This is a genomic window from Pseudarthrobacter sp. S6 (assembly GCF_050156575.1).
GTDB lineage: Bacteria > Actinomycetota > Actinomycetes > Actinomycetales > Micrococcaceae > Arthrobacter.
In genome coordinates, this window is the sequence record NZ_CP189581.1 from 177,481 (window position 1) to 194,854 (window position 17,374).

At 65.2% G+C, this 17,374-nt stretch carries 15 protein-coding genes and 2 pseudogenes; 3 read left to right on the plus strand and 14 right to left on the minus strand.

From position 1 onward, the window contains the following. Positions 1-8 precede the first annotated feature (8 nt). Positions 9-1,685: a family 16 glycosylhydrolase gene (locus tag ACQCS0_RS00960; protein ID WP_354156290.1), complete on the plus strand. Its 1,677-nt coding sequence runs from the start codon at positions 9-11 to the stop codon at positions 1,683-1,685. 48 nt (positions 1,686-1,733) lie between these two features. Here the strand turns inward: ACQCS0_RS00960 and ACQCS0_RS00965 are convergent, their stop codons facing one another. The 10 genes from ACQCS0_RS00965 to ACQCS0_RS01010 all read right to left on the minus strand — a co-directional run bounded on the left by ACQCS0_RS00965 (position 1,734) and on the right by ACQCS0_RS01010 (position 12,499). Then, positions 1,734-2,786, minus strand: a complete 1,053-nt coding sequence (locus ACQCS0_RS00965; RefSeq protein ID WP_354156289.1) for a hypothetical protein — start codon at positions 2,784-2,786, stop codon at positions 1,734-1,736. After that, the gene (locus ACQCS0_RS00970; RefSeq protein WP_354156288.1) at positions 2,783-2,998 is read right to left on the minus strand and encodes a hypothetical protein; all 216 of its coding nucleotides are present in this window, start codon (positions 2,996-2,998) and stop codon (positions 2,783-2,785) included. The genes ACQCS0_RS00965 and ACQCS0_RS00970 overlap by 4 nt, the downstream gene beginning before the upstream one ends. After that, entirely contained in the window at positions 2,995-3,336 is a 342-nt protein-coding gene (locus ACQCS0_RS00975; RefSeq protein WP_354156287.1) for a hypothetical protein, read from the minus strand. Before ACQCS0_RS00975 ends, ACQCS0_RS00970 begins: the two co-directional genes overlap by 4 nt. Beyond that, positions 3,333-5,132 carry a glycosyltransferase gene (locus ACQCS0_RS00980; protein ID WP_426939986.1) on the minus strand — a complete coding sequence of 600 codons (1,800 nt, stop codon included), beginning with the start codon at positions 5,130-5,132 and terminating at the stop codon, positions 3,333-3,335. Before ACQCS0_RS00980 ends, ACQCS0_RS00975 begins: the two co-directional genes overlap by 4 nt. Further along, a complete protein-coding gene (locus tag ACQCS0_RS00985; RefSeq protein ID WP_354156285.1) occupies positions 5,132-6,412 on the minus strand; it encodes a polysaccharide biosynthesis protein in 1,281 nt (426 codons plus the stop codon). The genes ACQCS0_RS00980 and ACQCS0_RS00985 overlap by 1 nt, the downstream gene beginning before the upstream one ends. Further along, positions 6,402-7,232, minus strand: coding sequence for a glycosyltransferase (locus ACQCS0_RS00990; protein WP_354156284.1), 831 nt, complete (start codon positions 7,230-7,232; stop codon positions 6,402-6,404). The genes ACQCS0_RS00985 and ACQCS0_RS00990 overlap by 11 nt, the downstream gene beginning before the upstream one ends. A 1-nt stretch (position 7,233) precedes the next feature. Further along, positions 7,234-8,328 carry a hypothetical protein gene (locus ACQCS0_RS00995; RefSeq protein WP_354156283.1) on the minus strand — a complete coding sequence of 365 codons (1,095 nt, stop codon included), beginning with the start codon at positions 8,326-8,328 and terminating at the stop codon, positions 7,234-7,236. A 64-nt stretch (positions 8,329-8,392) separates the two neighbouring features. After that, on the minus strand, positions 8,393-10,651 hold the full coding sequence (locus ACQCS0_RS01000) for an Ig-like domain-containing protein (RefSeq protein WP_354156282.1): 2,259 nt from the start codon (positions 10,649-10,651) through the stop codon (positions 8,393-8,395). Then, positions 10,648-11,619, minus strand: a complete 972-nt coding sequence (locus tag ACQCS0_RS01005) for a glycosyltransferase (protein WP_354156281.1) — start codon at positions 11,617-11,619, stop codon at positions 10,648-10,650. The genes ACQCS0_RS01000 and ACQCS0_RS01005 overlap by 4 nt, the downstream gene beginning before the upstream one ends. A gap of 28 nt (positions 11,620-11,647) precedes the next feature. After that, a complete protein-coding gene (locus ACQCS0_RS01010) occupies positions 11,648-12,499 on the minus strand; it encodes a glycosyltransferase family 2 protein (RefSeq protein ID WP_354223274.1) in 852 nt (283 codons plus the stop codon). Between the two features lie 800 nt (positions 12,500-13,299). Between ACQCS0_RS01010 and ACQCS0_RS01015 the strand changes: the two genes are divergently transcribed. Further along, complete coding sequence (locus ACQCS0_RS01015) at positions 13,300-13,476, plus strand: DUF7594 domain-containing protein (protein WP_426939502.1); 177 nt, start codon at positions 13,300-13,302, stop codon at positions 13,474-13,476. A gap of 275 nt (positions 13,477-13,751) precedes the next feature. Further along, positions 13,752-14,075 (plus strand): family 16 glycosylhydrolase, encoded by a 324-nt coding sequence (locus tag ACQCS0_RS01020; RefSeq protein WP_426939011.1) that lies wholly within the window; start codon positions 13,752-13,754, stop codon positions 14,073-14,075. A 200-nt stretch (positions 14,076-14,275) separates the two neighbouring features. Here ACQCS0_RS01020 and ACQCS0_RS01025 read toward each other — a convergent pair whose 3' ends face one another. From ACQCS0_RS01025 to ACQCS0_RS01040, 4 genes and pseudogenes are all read right to left on the minus strand, one after another. Then, positions 14,276-15,619, minus strand: a complete 1,344-nt coding sequence (locus ACQCS0_RS01025) for a M18 family aminopeptidase (RefSeq protein WP_354156278.1) — start codon at positions 15,617-15,619, stop codon at positions 14,276-14,278. A 10-nt stretch (positions 15,620-15,629) separates the two neighbouring features. Continuing rightward, positions 15,630-15,923, minus strand: a pseudogene (locus ACQCS0_RS01030) (3,4-dioxygenase subunit beta); the annotation flags it as partial. Next, positions 15,863-16,408 (minus strand): annotated as a pseudogene (locus tag ACQCS0_RS01035) (sensor histidine kinase); the annotation flags it as partial. The pseudogenes ACQCS0_RS01035 and ACQCS0_RS01030, both read right to left, overlap by 61 nt. Before the next feature lie 65 nt (positions 16,409-16,473). Continuing rightward, the gene (locus tag ACQCS0_RS01040) at positions 16,474-17,361 is read right to left on the minus strand and encodes an ABC transporter permease (protein ID WP_354156277.1); all 888 of its coding nucleotides are present in this window, start codon (positions 17,359-17,361) and stop codon (positions 16,474-16,476) included. Positions 17,362-17,374: the final 13 nt, after the last annotated feature.

Below are 17,374 nucleotides of genomic sequence, written 5' to 3' on the forward strand. Positions count from 1 at the left end.
ATAGACACTTGGTCGCCCTTGGGGTGGCGGCAATCTTCCTGGCCGGCTGCTCGGCCCCTTCACCTCAACCGGAAGTAACGACGGCGGCGCCGACCGCCACTTCAGCATCAGCCACGCCGACCCCTACTACGCCAACGACGGGATCTGCCGCGACAGATCAGAACTGGGGCACGCCGACCGCTGGCGATGAGTTCGACTACACCGGTGCACCGGACGCCTCGAAATGGTCCGTGTACAACAGTGTGGGGCACGCGGGGAAAGGCATCCGGAGTCCCCAGCAGGTCACGGTAAACGGTTCCGAAATGGTCATTACCGGGACACCGGAAGGCACCACCGCTGGAATGAGCGCGAAGTTTGGGCGCCAGAGGTACGGCCGGTGGGAGGTGCGCGCGGCGGGTTCGGGTGACAACGAGTACCACATGGTGTCGCTCCTGTGGCCGGATAGTGGGAATTGGCCGTGTGACGGCGAAGTTAACTACGCGGAGACGACGGGCGTTTGGAACCTCATCAAATTCTTCTACCACTATGGATGTTCGAACTCGCAGACGTCGGCGGCCAAGGATCTGGACGTTAGCCAGTTCCACAACTACGCGGTTAACTGGTCCCCGAACGGGATCGTCGGCTACGTCGATGGGGTGAAGTGGTTTGAGGACAACGACCCCGCGCACCAGCCTCCCGGTCCGATGCACCAGACGCTACAACTGGACTGGCTCCCAGACGACACTGCTAACGGCGCTGGCGAGATGCGAGTGGATTGGGTTCGCGTCTATGCGGCTGCCAGTGATACTCCCCCGCCGGGGTCATCAGGTGAGTCGTTTGATTTCGCCGCCACCGGGGATATAAACCCTGCTGGTAACACGTCGGCCACGTCGCACAGTGGTAAGAACGCGGCTAGCATCATCGCCGGTCTCAACGACGGTTCGCTGGACAACTTCCTAGCGCTCGGCGATTTCCAGTACGACGAGGGCACCTGTTCCGCGCTCGGGTCATACAACCGGTTGTGGGGTCCGGCGAAGGCCAAGACGTACTGGACCACTGGACCGAATCATGATGTTGAACCCGGCAAGAATGACGACGTTGACCGGTACATGGATGGGCAGTGCGTGTCCACGGAGAAGAGCGCGACGAACTCCGATCTTGGACGGTTCCAAGACGCTCTCGACTGGTATTCGTTCGACAAAGGCAACTGGCACATTCTTGTAGCGCCTACGGCCACATGGCGTTATGACGCTACGCGGGCGCAGGCGATGACCTCGGAGATGGATGCCAACCTGAAAGCGGCGAAGACCGCTGGAAAGCATCTGGCGGTTATCTACCATGATCCGTATTTCACCAGCAACACGTCGAGCCACACGCGCTTCTCTCAGGCGAAGCCGTGGATTGACGTGTTCTGGGAGAACCGCGTTCGTGTGCTGCTGTCCGGCTCTCAGCACAATTACGAGCGGACCTGCCCGATTAACAACGCGGACCAGTGCGTTGCGGACGGGATGCAACAATTTCAGGTGTCCACTGGTGGAATCGGCCTCCGGGAGTTCACCAGTAACCCCTCTTATGTGCAGCGGAAATTTAGCGACACATGGGGTCACCTACGGATGAGCCTCAAGGCTGACGGCTCTTACACCTGGGAATTCCGTCCCGTTTCCGGCGGAATGCAGACTGACAGCGGGGCTCGAAGCCCTGGCTAATTCATCGGTTCCGATCACCGCCGGTTAGCGCGTTGACACGCGCACGGCTCAGCCACCGTCCGGACGCCAGTACCGCAGCCCGCCGCTGGTGGTGCCGTCGCGGGCGACGTCGACCACGGCGTACGGGAACGCCCGAGGGTCCGACTGGTCAGGTCCGCGGCCGCGGACTTCCGAAGACCACGTGCCGGTGTTGACGTACCTGGTGGGGCACGCCTCGAGCGCCGACTCTAGGGCCCGGTGGGTGTGGCCCGAGACGTACCAGGCCACCCCGGAACCGTGCGCCTCCAGGGTACGTGCGAACCGGCCCGCTGCAGCAGGTGCCTCCTCGCCGGTGACTCTGCGCCCGGCGGCCGCGAGCACCATACGGGTCGCTGCGACCGGGAGCGCCGATACCGTCCGGAACCGGGACAGGCGCGCCAGGTCCCGAACGGCCACCCCGTCGAGCGCGAGCCGCAGTGACTCGGTCTGCAACAGCTCGTCGTACGCGGGCTCCCGGACGCGGCGTTCCGCCCGCTCGGACGCCAGGCAGGCCCGGGCAACGGCCCCGGCACGGCTCAGGCGCGACTTCGACGGATGGGCGTTCCAGGCGGCGAGCGGTGGCAGGTTCAGCTCGTCGGTGCCGTTGACCGCCGCGCGGAGCACCTCTGGCATCCGGTGCAGCGCGTGGTGCTGGTGCCCGTGCTCAGCCACGAGCACGTCGGGCACGTGCAGGAACCACGGGTGTATCCGGACGCGCGAGGGCTCGATGGGTGACAGCAGCGCTGACAGTCGGGCGGCAACCGCGGGCCTGGCCAGCTCCACGTCGTGGTTGCCGCAGACGAAGTGCAGCTCCACGCCGCGCGCCGCACACGCCTTCAGCGCCGAGAACGTGTCGGGGTGGCGGGCAAGAATGGACTCGAGCCGGGCCAGGCTCTCGTCCTGGGCGAACCCAACCAGCTCGAACGTGTCACCGACGAAGGCGACGTGCTGCTGCGGACCGGGTGCTGGGAGCACCTCGCGGCGCAGGAACTCGGGCAGCACTGTGCCAGGGCGCCGGGGGTCGTCGTCCGACGCGCCCAGGTGGAGGTCGCTGAGGAGCCACCACCGCGCCGCGCTGCTCACGTGAGCATTCCCAGCACGCGTGGAAGGAAGAGGAGCAAGTACACCGTCCACATGACTGCGACGACCCTGGGGCTCACTGTTCGGCCGAGGAGCCTCGGGCGTGCGGGCTGTCCGGTTTCCGGTCCGGCGCGTCGGACCTCGAGCGCGATGAGGGTGATGAGCAGGGCGGCAGTCGCCAGCAGTCCCGCCAGGTTGATCATGACGTCGATCATGACGCGGCCTCCTGTCGTGCGCGTGCCAGGCACGCGAGGATGGTGATGACGCCCATCGTGACGACGCACGCCTGCCACGACCACACAGCGAGGTAGAACATTGTCGTGGACACCGCCGTGAGCGTGGCGAGGCCGAGCGCCAGGACAAGCAGCGTGCCGAGCGCGAGGTCGGTCACCGGCGTGAGCCGGGCGAGTGCCTGCCCCGGGAGCAGGACGAGGACGGCTATCGCGGCGACCGCCTGCAGCGGTGTCGGCAGCCCGACGAGCGTCACCAGCGACAGCGCGACAGCCGCGAGACCGAGCGCCACCGTGGGCCGGCGGACGCCGCCGCCGCTCATGGCGCCACCACCCGGTACACGCGTGCGTCGGCGTTGCTGAACGCGAGCTCCACGCCGCTCTGCCTGCTCAGCCACTCCTCCAGTTCGGCGAAGCCGCCCGGGCTGCTCTGGCCAGTGAGTACGAGACTCGCCTCCGACGAGCGCGTAAGCAGCAGGAAGGCGCCTGCGGAATTGCGCCGGGCGTAGTCGTAAACGAGTGGGCCGCACATCGCCGTCGACAAGTCGGACGGGCACAGCTCCTCGATCGTCCGGTACCGGTGTTCGAGGTAGGCCTCGCTGCGCCACGGCGTGGGGTGGGCAGCCGAGATGACCGCCGAGCCCGGGGGCGCTAGACGCTGCGCGGTGGCGACGGCGGCCATCTCGCCGTCGGTGAAGACGTCATACTCGGCGTTGCCGAATCGGCCTGTTATGGTCAGCACGGCCAGCAGGAAGCAGGTGAGCGCAAGGCCGCCCGCCGCGCGGGCGGAGGGGCGTGTGCTCCCGTCCGTGGGAAGCAGGACCGAGCACGCCTGCATGGCGATGAAGGGCAGCGCGAACAGCGAGACGCGGATGAGCATCTCCCCGCCGTACGACTGCACAGGGAAGAGCAGCAGTGGGGTGACGGCGAGGAGGACCACCCGGATGTCGATACGCCCTCTGCGCCAGTCGCGCAACGCCCCCGCCGCGGCGAGCGCCCAGAGTATGAGGGTGAGAACGATCCGGAGCTGCACCACAAGCACGTGCCCGGCGCTCCCGCTCACGCGGTCGACGACGTTCGCCGCGATCGCGGTCTGCAGTCCTGCGCCCGCCAGGGGCGGGTGCCCGATGAGGTATGCGCTCGCGGGATAGGCGAGCCAGAGCGCCAGCAGGACTGCAGTGATCAGGGGCAGCCGGCTCGGCCAGACACGACCGCTCAGGGTAAGAGCGGCGATGGCGATGAGCACCAGGAACGGCGTCAGCTGATGGCTTGCGCAGATGACCACGACGAGCAAGAGGGTCCCCGCGAGCGCGCTCACCCGGTGCCCCGGCCGGGGCTCGGCGGGCGAACGGCCTTGCCACCACGCCGCCAGGTCGGCGCGGCGGAAGCCTCGGAACTCGGGGGGCCGCGCGGCCAACGGGCCGATGACCAGCGCGATCACGACGAGGTACAGGAAGAAGCCGAAGGCCTGGGGAGACAGGTAGTCCTGGTCCTGCCAGTTGCCGAGGCAGAAGACCCAGAGCACGAGCCAGCGCCGTCGCGGATCGCTCGTCAGATAGCGCGTCAGCACGCCCAGGGCAGCGAGCCACAGACCCATGTTCAGCACCGGTGCCCACAGGGCAACGGTCACCGGGTCGAGACCGGTCGCCCGGAGCACCGTCGCCAGGAGGGCGAAGAAACCGGGCCAGTTGAAGTACGCGTCGATCTCCGGGTCGATCCCCTCGTTTTGGGAGAGGGCGTCGGCGATGCCAAGATGACGGAACGCGACCTCACCGCGCGGTACGTCTGTAACGAAGGCTGCGGTCCCGAAGAGCACGAGCACGAGCACCACGACGAGCCACAGCATGACCGGGCGGCGCGCCGGGCCCGCGGCATCGCCCCGCAGCGCTACGACGAAGGCGACGTTCAGAAGCAGGACCCCGATCCAGAACGGGTAGGGCAGTACACCGACGAGCCCCACGTCGCTGTTCACTGGCAAGGCCACCGTGGAGGCGGCCCACACGACAAGAGCCAGCGACACGGCTCCCGCCAATGCGCACCACACGTCACGGGACTTCCAGCGTCCTTGGGTGCGTATGGTGCGTATGGTTCGGATGGTCACGTCAAGCCCCCTGGTCATTATGCGTCCTTAGTGATGCGCCGCAGGACGGCGAGCAGCCGGAGGCCGACTGCCCCGGCGCCGATGGAGAGCACCACCAGCCACGCAAGGGCCATGGCGCTGGGGCCGCTGTCTGCGGCCCACAGCGCTGACGCGCAGAGGGCGACTCCGAGCGTCACGCCGACCACGATCGCCTCAGTGTAGCGACCGCGGGCCCGGCACACGGCGTTGTAGGCCTGCAGCACCGCGTACGGCACCAGTCCGGCAGCCAACCAACGCAGGGCGCCAGCGGACGAGTCAGCGTACCGCTCCCCCAGCAGACTGAGCAGCGGGTGGGCGAGGACGACGAGGACGGCGGCACCCAGACCTCCTACGGCGAGCGACCAACGCAGACTCGCCCAGGTGGTCGAGACCAGGCGGTCCGGGTCACGGACGCCCTCGGAGAACTGGACGATGCCCATCAGCATCGGAGCGGAGTAAGCGGCCCAGGCCATCATCCATGCGGGATACCAGTAGGCAGCTGCCTCCGGCGCCACCATGTGCGCGAGCAGGAGCGGCAGCACCAGCCCGGGCGCGCGCTCGGTAAGGGTGAGGAGTTGGTACGGAAGGCCCACCGCCAGCAATGGACGGCCGCGCGCCGAGCGCAAGGACGGTCGTGGCCGGTAGCCGACCAATCTTCGCAGCTGGACCGCACCGACGACGCATGCCACGGCCGTCCCGAGGGTCCAGCAGGCCATCAGCACGTCGGCGGAGGCGCCATGCGCCCCCCAGGCCACGAGCGCCGCAGCCCCGAGTGAGACCCCGCCGCCCAACACGTACCTCAAGGTCGCGCTGGCACCGCGTCCCAACGCGACGAGCGCCTGGTCCAGCACGATGACCAGGGTGCCGGTGACGGCAGCCACGAGGAACGTGAGCCAGAACAGAACCGATACCACGGCCGTGTCCGGCGTTAGGGCCGACTGCAGCACGAGGTAGCCCAGGGCCAGCACGGTGCCGGCGACCCCCACGATGGCGAACGCCGCGTCCAGCACCCGCGCGGGCGGCTCCCCCCGCCCCACCGCGACGATCACGGCCGAGCCCGCACCCAGCACCGCGAGCTGCGTGCAGATCATCACCGCCGCGACAGCGGCCATGGTGAGCCCGACCTCACGGTCGGACGTCGCGCGAGCGGCCACGACCCAGAAGGCGAAACCCGCGCCCGTCTGGGCGGCCTTGCCCACGATGAGGCCAAGCGAGCTGCGCAGGGCGGAGTGCCGGACCGTCGGGGCGTCCGTGACAGCGGTCCCCCGCTCAGCGCTCACGACGCAACCCCTTAGCCAGGCCGGCGTAGTTATACCAGCAGAAAGCGACGTAGTAGCGCAGCCACCGAGGCTGGCCCGCGGCCAGGCTCAAGGCGCTGCCCCGCACTGCCGCGGCGGCGGGCAGCAGCGCCAACCTCGCACCACGCCAGCCGTGCTTGCGGACCATCCGTCCCAGTCCCGTTCCGTCCATAAGGAACTGGTCAAGCGCGAAGTCGAAGTCGTCAGCGGCGAAACGATGCTCAACGAAGACCCGGCTTGACACCGCCGTTTGCAGCCCTGACTCCCGCATCCGCCAACGCAGCTCGATATCCTCCCCCGACTTGAATGAGTCATCGAAACCCACGCCCAGCATCAGGTCACGGTCAACGACCGTCGCCACGAGCCCGAACCAGTTGCGGCTGCGGCCGGTGCGATGATGATGCGCCAGCGCCTGCCCCCAATAGCCCGGTCCAGCGACACTCTCCAGACCGGCCTGGAGGGCGTCGTAGCCGCCCTCCACCAGCTCCGTGAGCAGGTCCGCGACCCCCGTGGGCCCGAACACGACGTCGGAGTCGACAAGCAGGACCCAACGGGTGCTGCTGCTCCGTACACCGAGCGTTCGTGCCCATGGCAGGCCGCGGCCCTCATCACTCAGGACCCGGGCACCGGCCGCGAGGGCGAGGTTGACGGTGTGGTCGGTGGAGCATCCGTCCACCACGATGATTTCGGCGACACCGGACTGACGCAGGGCCTCCAGACAGCGCGGGAGCATGTGCTCCGCGTTGCGGGCCGGAACGACCGCGGTGATCTCGGCAGGGCTGTGACCCTCTGTGTCCCGCATTTCAGACCTCCTCGTCGAGGACCGAGGGCAGCAGCTCCTCAAGATGCCGGACGATGTCATCCGACGCCTCATCCGCCGAGTACACGGAGGGCACCTGCAGCAGGTGGCACGGACGTCCGTCGAGCGCCTTGCTCAACACGAGCCCCTTCGCAGCGAAGTGCTCGCGCCACGGGACGACGGACGTGGCCGCCAGGCCGGTCACGACCCGCTGCGAGAAGCCCGCCATCTCGATGTGGAAGTTGCCGATCATACGGTCAACCATCCAATCGGTCGTCCGCTCGACGATCCGAGACCGGGTGCCCTCGAAGCGCTCGATGTAGACGGCGGCCGCGAGCGGGGCCGAGGTCGTCACTTCCCGCCCCGGGAACGCGGTCCCCGCCTCGACCATGCGGTGCTCCGGCGACCATCGCCGGGAGAAGTCCGCGAGGCGCGGATAACGGATGACGTACGGATGCACCACCGTTGTGAGACGGCCGACGCTCCCCGAGAGCCGTGACGGGACGAGGGGCTTCCGGACACCTTCGAACAGGTGCGGGTAGATGTCCCGGTGGTGCGGCTTGATGAACATCGGCTTCGCGTAGCCGAGCAGCGTGGCGTCTTCGGCGAGGAAGGCCCAGTCATCACCCATGAACGACCACCCCTCACGCCGCATCAGCTTGGCGGCGGTGCTGGTCTTGCCGGTTCCCCCGGCCGCGGGAAGCGCGACCGCGTGACCCCGGTAGGCCATCGTTGCCGCATGGAACATGGCAGCTCCTCGAGCGACCATGGCGGCATCGAGGACAGGGACCACAGAGGTCAACAGTTCACCCGATCCGTGAATGCGCCATTGCTCTGCGTCCCTCACAACCTGGACCCGATCGGCGTTAAAACGCACACTGTTGTCCGTGTACGCCAGCTCGTGCTCGAGCAGACCCGCATCCGGCATCGGCTCCGGCTGGTCATCGACGACGATGTCCGCCGGCCGTTCGATGTCGGTGGCGAAACACGCCAGCATGGTCCGGAGCTGGTGTGCTGCCGGCGCCGTTGCGTCGACGCGGATCGTGACGCGGCCGTGGATGTCGAAGTGCAGTGCCTTCGTCTGGGTCTTGCTCTTCATGATCGTCCCCTGTCTGGGTTGTCGGTGGGATGGGGTTTTTGGGTGGCGGACTGCGGCCCTGGGGTTATTGAGCGCGGAGAGCGACGAGCCAACCGGCCCATTCGCGCAGCGAACCGCTGCTCCACACCCAGGACTTGCTGCCCGAGGAACCGGCGGTTGCCTGAAGGCCATCGTCAAGCTCAGTGCGCTTACCACCAAGGTCATACACTTCCGCCATGTCTGACGGGCCAGCGATCGCGATGGTGGTATTGCTTGAGTTGATGGCGACTGCGCCAACGAGCATAGCTCCGGCGGTCGTTGTGGTGACCCCAGGAACCGAGCCCGTGGATGCAGCGGTGGCAGACGCGGCTACCGAGGCTGTTGTGTCCAACGGAGTTGTGGTGTTCACTCCGGAGTAGCAGCTGATGCCGCCACCGCTAGCGACCGACCCTGCAGTGGTCCACGTGTAGCTGGCAGGTTCGGACGAACCCATGACGTGGTAGTAGCCATACAGATGTGGGTTGGCGATCGACGTAATTGCGGCAAACTGCGTCCAGCCGGTCGGGGCCGCTGAAACGGTCGAGCCGTTGAGCGCCAATGAGGCGACACAGACCTGGCCTGCCGCGGCCGAAGCGGGTTTGGTAATTGTGTGGCTCGTGGTACTCGTGGTGTTAACCAATGTGCTCATGCCTCGGCGCTGAATCCCTGTCTGACCACCCGCGGGAGCCGTGGTGAAGGTCCACGTCTTGTCCGACGCCAGCGCGTTACCGGCAACATCCTTCACCCCACCGGAGCCACCCTTGATCGTCGCCGTGTACGTCGTACCCGGCGCCAGATCCGCACCCGGATTCAACGTCGCAACCTTGCTTGTGCTGTCGTACGACACAACGGCCGGCACCGTCGTCGTCCCCGCCGTCAACGTGAACGTGCTCGACGTGACCGTCGCCGCATCCATCGCCTCCGAGAACGTCCCCGTCACATCCGCCGTCACCGCCACACCCGTCGCACCAGCAGCCGGAGACGTACCCGCCACCGTCGGAGCCGTCGTATCACCACCGATGGGGGGGTCGTAATAGTGCCAGTACCTGCTTGTGGCGTTCACATCGGCGAGCACCAGCAGACCACTGTTGGCCGTGCCCCGCGCCGCACTGTTGAGGTTCTGCTTCGTGGACGTCACGTTGTGGACATACTGGTCGGCGTGCACAATACGAGCCGTCTTCGCGGTGGTGAAGCTGATGTTATTCAGCGGCGAGGACTTCTCGTAGATCGCACCCCCCGAGGTGGTGCAGACACCAGCGTTCGTCGTGCCACTCGGCTTCGGATAGCTAGCGAAGGTACGCAGCATCTGCGTGCTCTCATCAATCAGGACGATCACCCGGTTCGGGCACTCCGACACAGTCGCGATCGGGTAGGCCGACCAGGTCGTACCACTCAGTGCCAACAGCTGGATCAGCGGCTGCGGCGCCGAGGTGAATGAGGTCTTGACGGCGGCGAAAACCCGGCCACCCGAGGAGTCCAGCCACTTCAGGTTCATATGGTCATCACTGCTGCGCTGCCCCGACACCGCCGCCACAGGAGTGGACCAGGCGGTGTTCGACGCTCCATCGACGTGGTAGCTCCAGTACATGCCGTCGGTGGCATCACCGACCTGCCGGCTCCACATCACACCCATCTTGTTCCCGTCGAACGCGATCACAGCCGACGTGTCGTCCACAGACACGTTGCTCAACGCCGCCGGATGCGCGAACGGCGTCCCCCACGTCTTGCCATCCGTGGCAGTGACGTTCAGATAGATCCGGTTCGCCTGCTGCCACGTGGCCCACACCCGACCAGTCGAGTCCTTATCGATGGACAGGGTCTCAACGCGGTAGTTATTGATTTTTGTAGTACTCAGCAGCGAGTACTTCTTTGTACTTGAGTCGTAGCTGTAACGCCGCATCGTCGACGGGAAGTTCGGCTGAGCCGGCAGACCGTCGTTGACGAACTTATAGCTCGCCACAAACAACGTCGTCCCGTCCCACAGCACGTCATGATGGGTGTTCGCCCGCGTCTCCGTCGCCACACCGGTATTGACCCACGAACTCGTCACGGCATTGAACCGGAAGATATGAAAATCCGAGCTGGCGGTGTCCCACAGATTCCCCCACCAGAGCCCGTCATTGAACCATAAGGAATTCGTCTGCCGCTTCGTACCCGTCGGCGTCCCCGTCCCCGAATGCGACGGACCCTCGACCCCAACATCACCCGGAGCGGCCGAAGCCGCCACCGGCACCATCAGAACACCCAGCGCAAGCAGCAGCGCTGTCAGCAGTGCATGGAACCGCAGATTCCGTTCCTGCCTCACTGGACTTCCCTCCACGGTGCGCCCACCAGGGCAGTCCCGGACAGCGGGCGGCCTTTGATGTGGGCGGTCTGCCGGCCGCGCACGTACCCGGCGGCCGTGCACGCGAGGACGGCAATGACAGCTCCCGCACGTCCCAGGCCCTGGGGGTTGTCGCCCCGGCCCCAATCGCGCACTCCCGCAAAAACGGCCCGTGGCAGGACGCTGCGGACGTACCGCCGTTCCGGGCCCAGGGCCCGCTTCCGGCCCACGATCTTGCTGACCTCCGCTTTGGAGATCCCCTCGGACCAGGACCTCGAAAGCATGTATCGCAAGGTGCACCTCTCCGCCGGGACGTGGTGACGCACCAAAGCTGCCGGTTCATAGACGATCCGTGATCCGGGTGAACCCATCCTTGAGCGGATGCAGATCTCTGTCTCCTCGCAACCAAGGGGCAAGATGCCTTGGCGTCCCAGCGAAAGGTTGAAGCCGCCAACCTGGCGCAGGACCTCCAGGCGGAAGGACATGTTTGCGCCGATAACATTCCGGACCTCGGAGGCCACCTTGGGCATTCCACGGTGGCTGCATCCAACGATCCAGTCGAGCTCTTCACCGAAGTAGCCCGGCCGGCCCTTTTCCCACACCGGTTCGACACGCCCGCCGACGGCCAGCACGTCGGGGTCGTCGTACATGGCGAGCAACCGTTCAAGCCAGTCCGCAGCTGCCTCGGCGTCGTCGTCGAGGAAGGCCACAATGTCAGCGTCGGCCAGGCCGACACCGGTATTGCGTGCTCCGGACAGCCCGCGTGGACCGGTGCTCTCAACCACGGTCACGTCATCAACAATTTCCGTTAGCCTCTCGTAGAGGTCCTCGTTGTGGTCAATCACCACCAGGACTTCCTGGGGTGCAACTGATTGGGCCCGGACGGACTCTATGACGTCCAGCAACCAGTCCCAACGCCTTTCGGTGTAGGCACAGATGACAACTGACACGCTCGGTCGTCCAAAACGATCCAGCATGCTAGCCTCCCCGAATAACGGAGAGAACTGTCTGGGGATCAGTAGGCGTCCGCGGAACGCTGACATTTGCGTACGCGTACTTCACCCGCCGGAGGGACTCAGGCCTGGCGCCGGCGGTGGGGGACTCCCACATGGTGCATTCGCGTGCCAGCGTGCCCAGTACGCGCCACCCGTCGCGGAACGTCTGCAGATTCGACGCGCCGGAGATGCGATCCAGCTCCAGGCTGGGAACTTCGGCAATCCGCAGACCGGCCTTAGCCGCACGGACAATCAGCTCGGTCTCAATTTCAAAGCCGTCCGATTCCAACTGCAGGATCTCAAGGCATTCCCGTCGAAACGCTATGTATCCATAGCAGAGGTCGGAGTAATTGCTGTGTAAGACAGCATTGGCTAACCCGGTCAGCGCGCGGTTACCGGCCTTCCTCAGGCGGGTGAGGTCTTCGGACCCTCCCCCGGTGACATGGCGTGAGCCCTTTACGAAGTCGTAATCGTGTTGAAGCGGGGAAACGAACCAGCCAATCTCCTGGGGATCCATGCTGCCATCCGCGTCCAGCATGACGATGATGTCTCCAGAGGCTGCAGCAAACCCGGAGCGAAGGGCCACGCCTTTTCCCTTCCGCTGCTCATTGACGATGACAAGGTTGTCGCGGATGGCTTGGGCTACGCCCACTGTGTTGTCGGTGGAACGGCCATCGACGATCACAACCTCGTCCACATACGAGGGCATACGGCGAAGAACCCACGGAATATTTTTCGCTTCGTTCAAGGTTGGAATGACCACGCTGACTGAAGCCTTGGTGGCCTCGACAGCCGGCATCGCGAATGTAATTGGGAGCTGGGTGGAAATGGACAAATACCTCACCACTTCATGACGTTTGCGGATTAGTCAACGCTCTGCTCGGCTGGGAAGTCGAGCGCGGCTTTGGCGCTTTATCCGGTCATGGTCTGGTCTCTGGCCCCAGCTCTCATTAGCCTTCGACTCTGGCCGTGATGAGAGCCTACGGCCTGCCTGACGCAGAGTCACCAGTAGCAGGTACTCACTTTTGCGCGGTGGGTCAACGCGTTCCTTCACCGAGTACGGGGATTTATCCGCGGGTCAAAATATTAGGTATAGGGGTTATCTTTCAGCCCACATTTTAGGTATAGGGGATTTCAAGCAATCATCACGCCCTGAGTCAAACGCTCGTCACGGCCATGATCGTGGCAGGATCCCTCTTGGCTACTTCCCCGGTGGCGCAGGGGCTGAGCCCGACTACGGGACCCCCAGCCTGAGTTATTTCGGTGTGGCTAACCCGCTTGCCTCGGATAAACCGCAAAGCAAACTGTGGTGGAACAACCGCATGGGACAACGGGTCCAACAAGATTATTATTCTTTTGATAATGGGGCGGGCTGATGTTCTGGCGTAAACGCGTAGCGGTTGCATCATCCATTCTGGTTGCGTTCGCATCATTACTCCGACAACGGCAAGCGCCGCAACGACGATCTCGCCGACCATGGACACCTACGTACAGGCGGACTGAAGCGACCACCAACTTTGGGGCTAGCGTCCGTTTGTCTACAGAGGGCCGTGCGAACCACTGGCGGAACACCCTCCTACGGTTCATTGTTCAAGTTCCCGCTAGCGAACATGTTGTTTCGGCTAAATTGCGGGCATATCGGAGACATCCACAACTTCCACTGAGTTCGCGGATGTTTACACTACGTCTGGCGGCTGGACCGAGACGGGAGCTACCTGTAATAACGCACCAGCACGCGGGACGTGGCGGAGGAAGGCTGGCGGGTTCGCTGCCGGCTCTTGGGTTGAATGGGATGTTACCAAAGGGCGTTAGCGCAATGGGTGGCGAGCAGAACTTCATGCTGGAAAGCAACGCGCGGAAGTGGATCGGGTTCAAGTCGAAGGAATCTTCGAATTCCGCCCTGCGTCCAAGGCTGGCCGTGACGACCGCGCCTGACACGGTAACACCTACCGAGGCGGCGGTAGTCCATGGTTGGGGCACGCGTGGAACTGGAGACGAGTTCAATTAAGTGGTGCGTTCACAACAGCGCCGGGCATGCTGGTAACGGAACTCGGAGCCCACAGCAGGTCACGGTGGACGGTTCCAAAATGGACATGACTGGAACTCCGGATAGCACGACCGCTGGAATGGGCGCGAAGTTTGCAAACCAGAAGTACGGGCAATCGGAAGTCCGTGCGGCCGGGTCCGGCGATAACGAATACCATATGGTGTCCATCCTGTGGCCGGCTAGTGAGAATTGGCCGGGTGACGGCGAAGTTGACTACGCGGAGACGACTGGCGCCTGGAACGTCATCAAGTACTTCCACCACTACAGTTGCTCAAACTCGCAGACGTCGGCGTCCAAGGCTCTGGACGTTAGTCATTTCCACAACTACGCGGTTGACTGGTCTCCGAATGGGATCGTCGGCTAAGTCGATGGGGTGAAGTGGTTTGAGGACAGCAACTCCGCGCACCAGCCTCTCGGTTCGATGCACCAGACGCTACAACTGGACCGGTTCCGAGACAGCACTGCTAACGGCGCTGGCGAGATGCGAGTGGATTGGGTTCGCGTGTCTGCGGCGGCTGGAACGCCTACAGCTACACCCTGGCCCGACTGCCAGGCGAGAGCCGGCTACGCAGACCCCTTGGCTGCGGTTCGGAAAAACAGTTCCGTGACGGCGGCCAGCCGGTGCGGGTCCTCCACGCCGCAGAGTTCGCGTGCGGAGTGCATCGAGAGCAGGGGAACGCCGACGTCGACAGTCCGGATCCCAAGTCGGGTGGCGGTCAGGGGGCCAATGGTGGAGCCGCAGGGCATCACGTTGTTGGACACAAATTCCTGGTACGGCACCTTCGCTTCGCCGCACAGCCTGGCCCAGAACGCCGCGCCAGCGGCGTCCGTTGCGTACCGCTGGTTGGCGTTGATCTTCAGCAGCAGGCCGCCGTTCAGGACCGGATGGTTGGCCGGATCGTGCCGCTCCGGGTAGTTGGGGTGGACGGCGTGGCCCGCATCCGCGGAAACGCAGAACGACGCCGCCAGTGCTTGCCGCCGCTGGCTCACCGACGCACCCAGGCCGTCGGAGACCCGCACCAGCACGTCCTCAAGAATGGGTCCGCATGCTCCCGAACGTGAATTCGAGCCGATTTCCTCGTGGTCGAACGCCGCGAGGACGGCGATCGGCGCACCCTTACCCGGGGCACCGGCGGCGGAAGAAGCCGCATGCGCGATAAGCGCCGCGAGCCCGGCGTGCGTCGCGGACAGGTTATCAAGGCGCCCGGAGGCGAAGAACTCCCCGTTGGCCCCGAAAACCGCAGGTGCCTGCGTGTCTGCAATAACGACGTCGTACCCTCCTATCCTGGCAGGATCAACGGAAGCGCCGCCAGGGACTTGCGACGCCAAAACCGCCAGGAGGTCGACGTCGGCGGGATTCCCCAGGCCCCACACAGGGTTCATGTGCCGCTGCTTGTCCAGGGTCAGGCCGTCGTTCACCGCACGGTCAAGGTGGATGGCCAGCTGCGGGAAGCGGAGCATCGGGCCGGTGGCGGTGAGATGTTCGGTGCCGTCCAGCATGACCAGCCGGCCCGCCAGCTGAAGTTCGCGGTCCAGCCAGGAGTTCAGCAGCGGCCCGCCGTAGACCTCCACCCCGGCCTGCAGCCAGCCAAACGCTCCGGTGGTGGGCTTGGGCTTGAGCTTGAACGACGGGGAGTCAGTGTGGGCACCGAGGATATTGAACCCGGTGGTGGGTCCGGCGTCTTCCGGGACCACCCAGGCGATCAGCGCGCCGTCGCGGACCAGGTAGAACGATCCGGCCCCGCCGGCCCAGGGCTCTCGCTCGCCCAGGCCCGTGAACCCGGCCTCATCCAGCCGCCGGGCGGCCTCGTGGACGGCGTGGAAACTCGACGGCGATGCGCTGACGTACGCGCCAAGGTCCTGGATGTGTTCAACGGCACTGGAAGCGGCGGCGGAAGGTGAAGGCATGCTTCCGAGTCTAAATGGTCACATTGAGCCCGGCGGTGTAGCCGGCGCCGGCGGATCCGGTCATGGTGGCCAGCTGGTAAATGCCGCCGTCGTCCCCGAAGACGTTGTCCGACTGCAGCGTGGTGCGGGCCATGTTGCTGACACTGGCCTCGTAGCCGGGAGTGGCATAGACGTCCTCGCAGGCGGCCTTGGTCAGGACGATCTGCGATGCAGCCAGCACCTGACCGGCGGCCGTGGCGTTGCTCATGGACTCGAAGACTTCGAAGTGGATATGCGGCCAGCACCCGGAATAGGCACCGGGAAAGGGACCCTCTGTTTCCTGCGGGATCTCCACGCCGCACTCCGCGATCGCATGTCCGCCAGCGCGGTGCGGCCGGTCCGAGACAGTTCGCCAAGCACCTCGCCGGCGCGGTCGGGACTTTTCCGGACCACGACGGCGGCGCCATCGGAGAGGCTGACCATCACCGTCAGCGAGTGCGCCACGACGTCGTGCATTTCGCGGGCGATCCTGTTGCGTTCGTTGACGGACGCCAGGCTTGCCGTCCGCGCCACCCAGGCGGCGATTTCCTGCTCGTGCTCCCGCCGCTGCCGCACCGAGATGCCGATCCCGGTGGCGATGACGTTGGACAGGGCGATGGTGGCGATGCTGGTCAGGAGGTGGAAATCGCCGGGATTGCCGCCGGCGTCGTGGATGAAGGAACTCTCCATGGGGCCGACGGCGGCCAGCAGGTATAGCAGGGCCAGCGGCGCCGTGGCGGCGGCCATCGCCACCAGCGCGAACCAGCGCGTCGGCCTGACTGGCTTGCGCGTCCCCCACGGTGCCGCTTCGTTCATTCTCTGAGCCGGGTGTCCGCCTAGACGTCGCGTTTCTTGAGCACAATCATGGCCGGAACCAGGAACAGCAGTACGTAGCCCAGGAAAATCAGGCCGCCCTGCCAGGGATCGATGACGCCGTCGGTGTGGCCAATGGACAGGAACCGTCCGCCGGCTTCGCTGGGGAGGTACTGGGGCACGTACTTCCAGAAGTCACCCGGGATGAAGGTCATAAAGCTTGCCGCGATGGACACCACGAAGAACAGGCCTACCAGCACGGTGATGCCGCCGGCGGAGTTGCGGAGCAGCGCGCCGAGTGAGAGGCCGATCAAGGCCACGCCGGCAACGTAGAGTCCGCCCGTGAAGATGCTGTACAGCACGCCGTCCGTGGACCAGTCCAGGTCCAGGCCGAGGCCCTGGAACACCGGCATGGCAATCAGGAACGTGGCCACTGCGGCGATGGTGGTGATGACGTAGGAGATCACGGCGAGCAGGATTGCCTTGGCCACAAAGGCCGGCGTGCGGCGCGGGACGGCGTTCATCGTGGAACGGATCATGCCCGTGGCGTATTCGGACGAGATGAACAGGACGGCCAGCGAGCCCAGGACCAGGATGCCGATCTGCAGGCCGGCATTGGGCAGGTTGTACAGGTCAAAACCAGATCCCGGCGGGAAGGACTGCGCCATCATTTCGGGCGTCAGGGCCTGGCCCTGGTCCCGCGCCCGCCGGGCCATTTCGTCCAGGAAGGAGAACCGGATCAGTACGGCAAGGGCTCCGACGCCGACAATCGCCACCAGGGTCAGGAACAGCAGGATGCGGGTGGACATCAGGGAGAACAGCTTGATCCATTCGGACCGCAGCACACCGCCGAACGTCACTCCCTTGGTGCCAGCGGTGGTGCGGACACGGGAAGTTTGGGTATCAGTCATGGTGGTCATCGTC

Excerpts from the sequence above, each read along its gene's own strand:
- ACQCS0_RS00990 (WP_354156284.1), bottom strand. The coding sequence starts at position 7,232 with ATGCGGGACACAGAGGGTCACAGCCCTGCCGAGATCACCGCGGTCGTT.
- ACQCS0_RS00980 (WP_426939986.1), bottom strand. The coding sequence starts at position 5,132 with ATGACCAGGGGGCTTGACGTGACCATCCGAACCATACGCACCATACGC.
- ACQCS0_RS01020 (WP_426939011.1), top strand. The coding sequence starts at position 13,752 with ATGGACATGACTGGAACTCCGGATAGCACGACCGCTGGAATGGGCGCG.
- ACQCS0_RS00975 (WP_354156287.1), bottom strand. The coding sequence starts at position 3,336 with ATGAGCGGCGGCGGCGTCCGCCGGCCCACGGTGGCGCTCGGTCTCGCG.
- ACQCS0_RS00970 (WP_354156288.1), bottom strand. The coding sequence starts at position 2,998 with ATGATCGACGTCATGATCAACCTGGCGGGACTGCTGGCGACTGCCGCC.
- ACQCS0_RS01040 (WP_354156277.1), bottom strand. The coding sequence starts at position 17,361 with ATGACTGATACCCAAACTTCCCGTGTCCGCACCACCGCTGGCACCAAG.
- ACQCS0_RS01025 (WP_354156278.1), bottom strand. The coding sequence starts at position 15,619 with ATGCCTTCACCTTCCGCCGCCGCTTCCAGTGCCGTTGAACACATCCAG.
- ACQCS0_RS00995 (WP_354156283.1), bottom strand. The coding sequence starts at position 8,328 with ATGAAGAGCAAGACCCAGACGAAGGCACTGCACTTCGACATCCACGGC.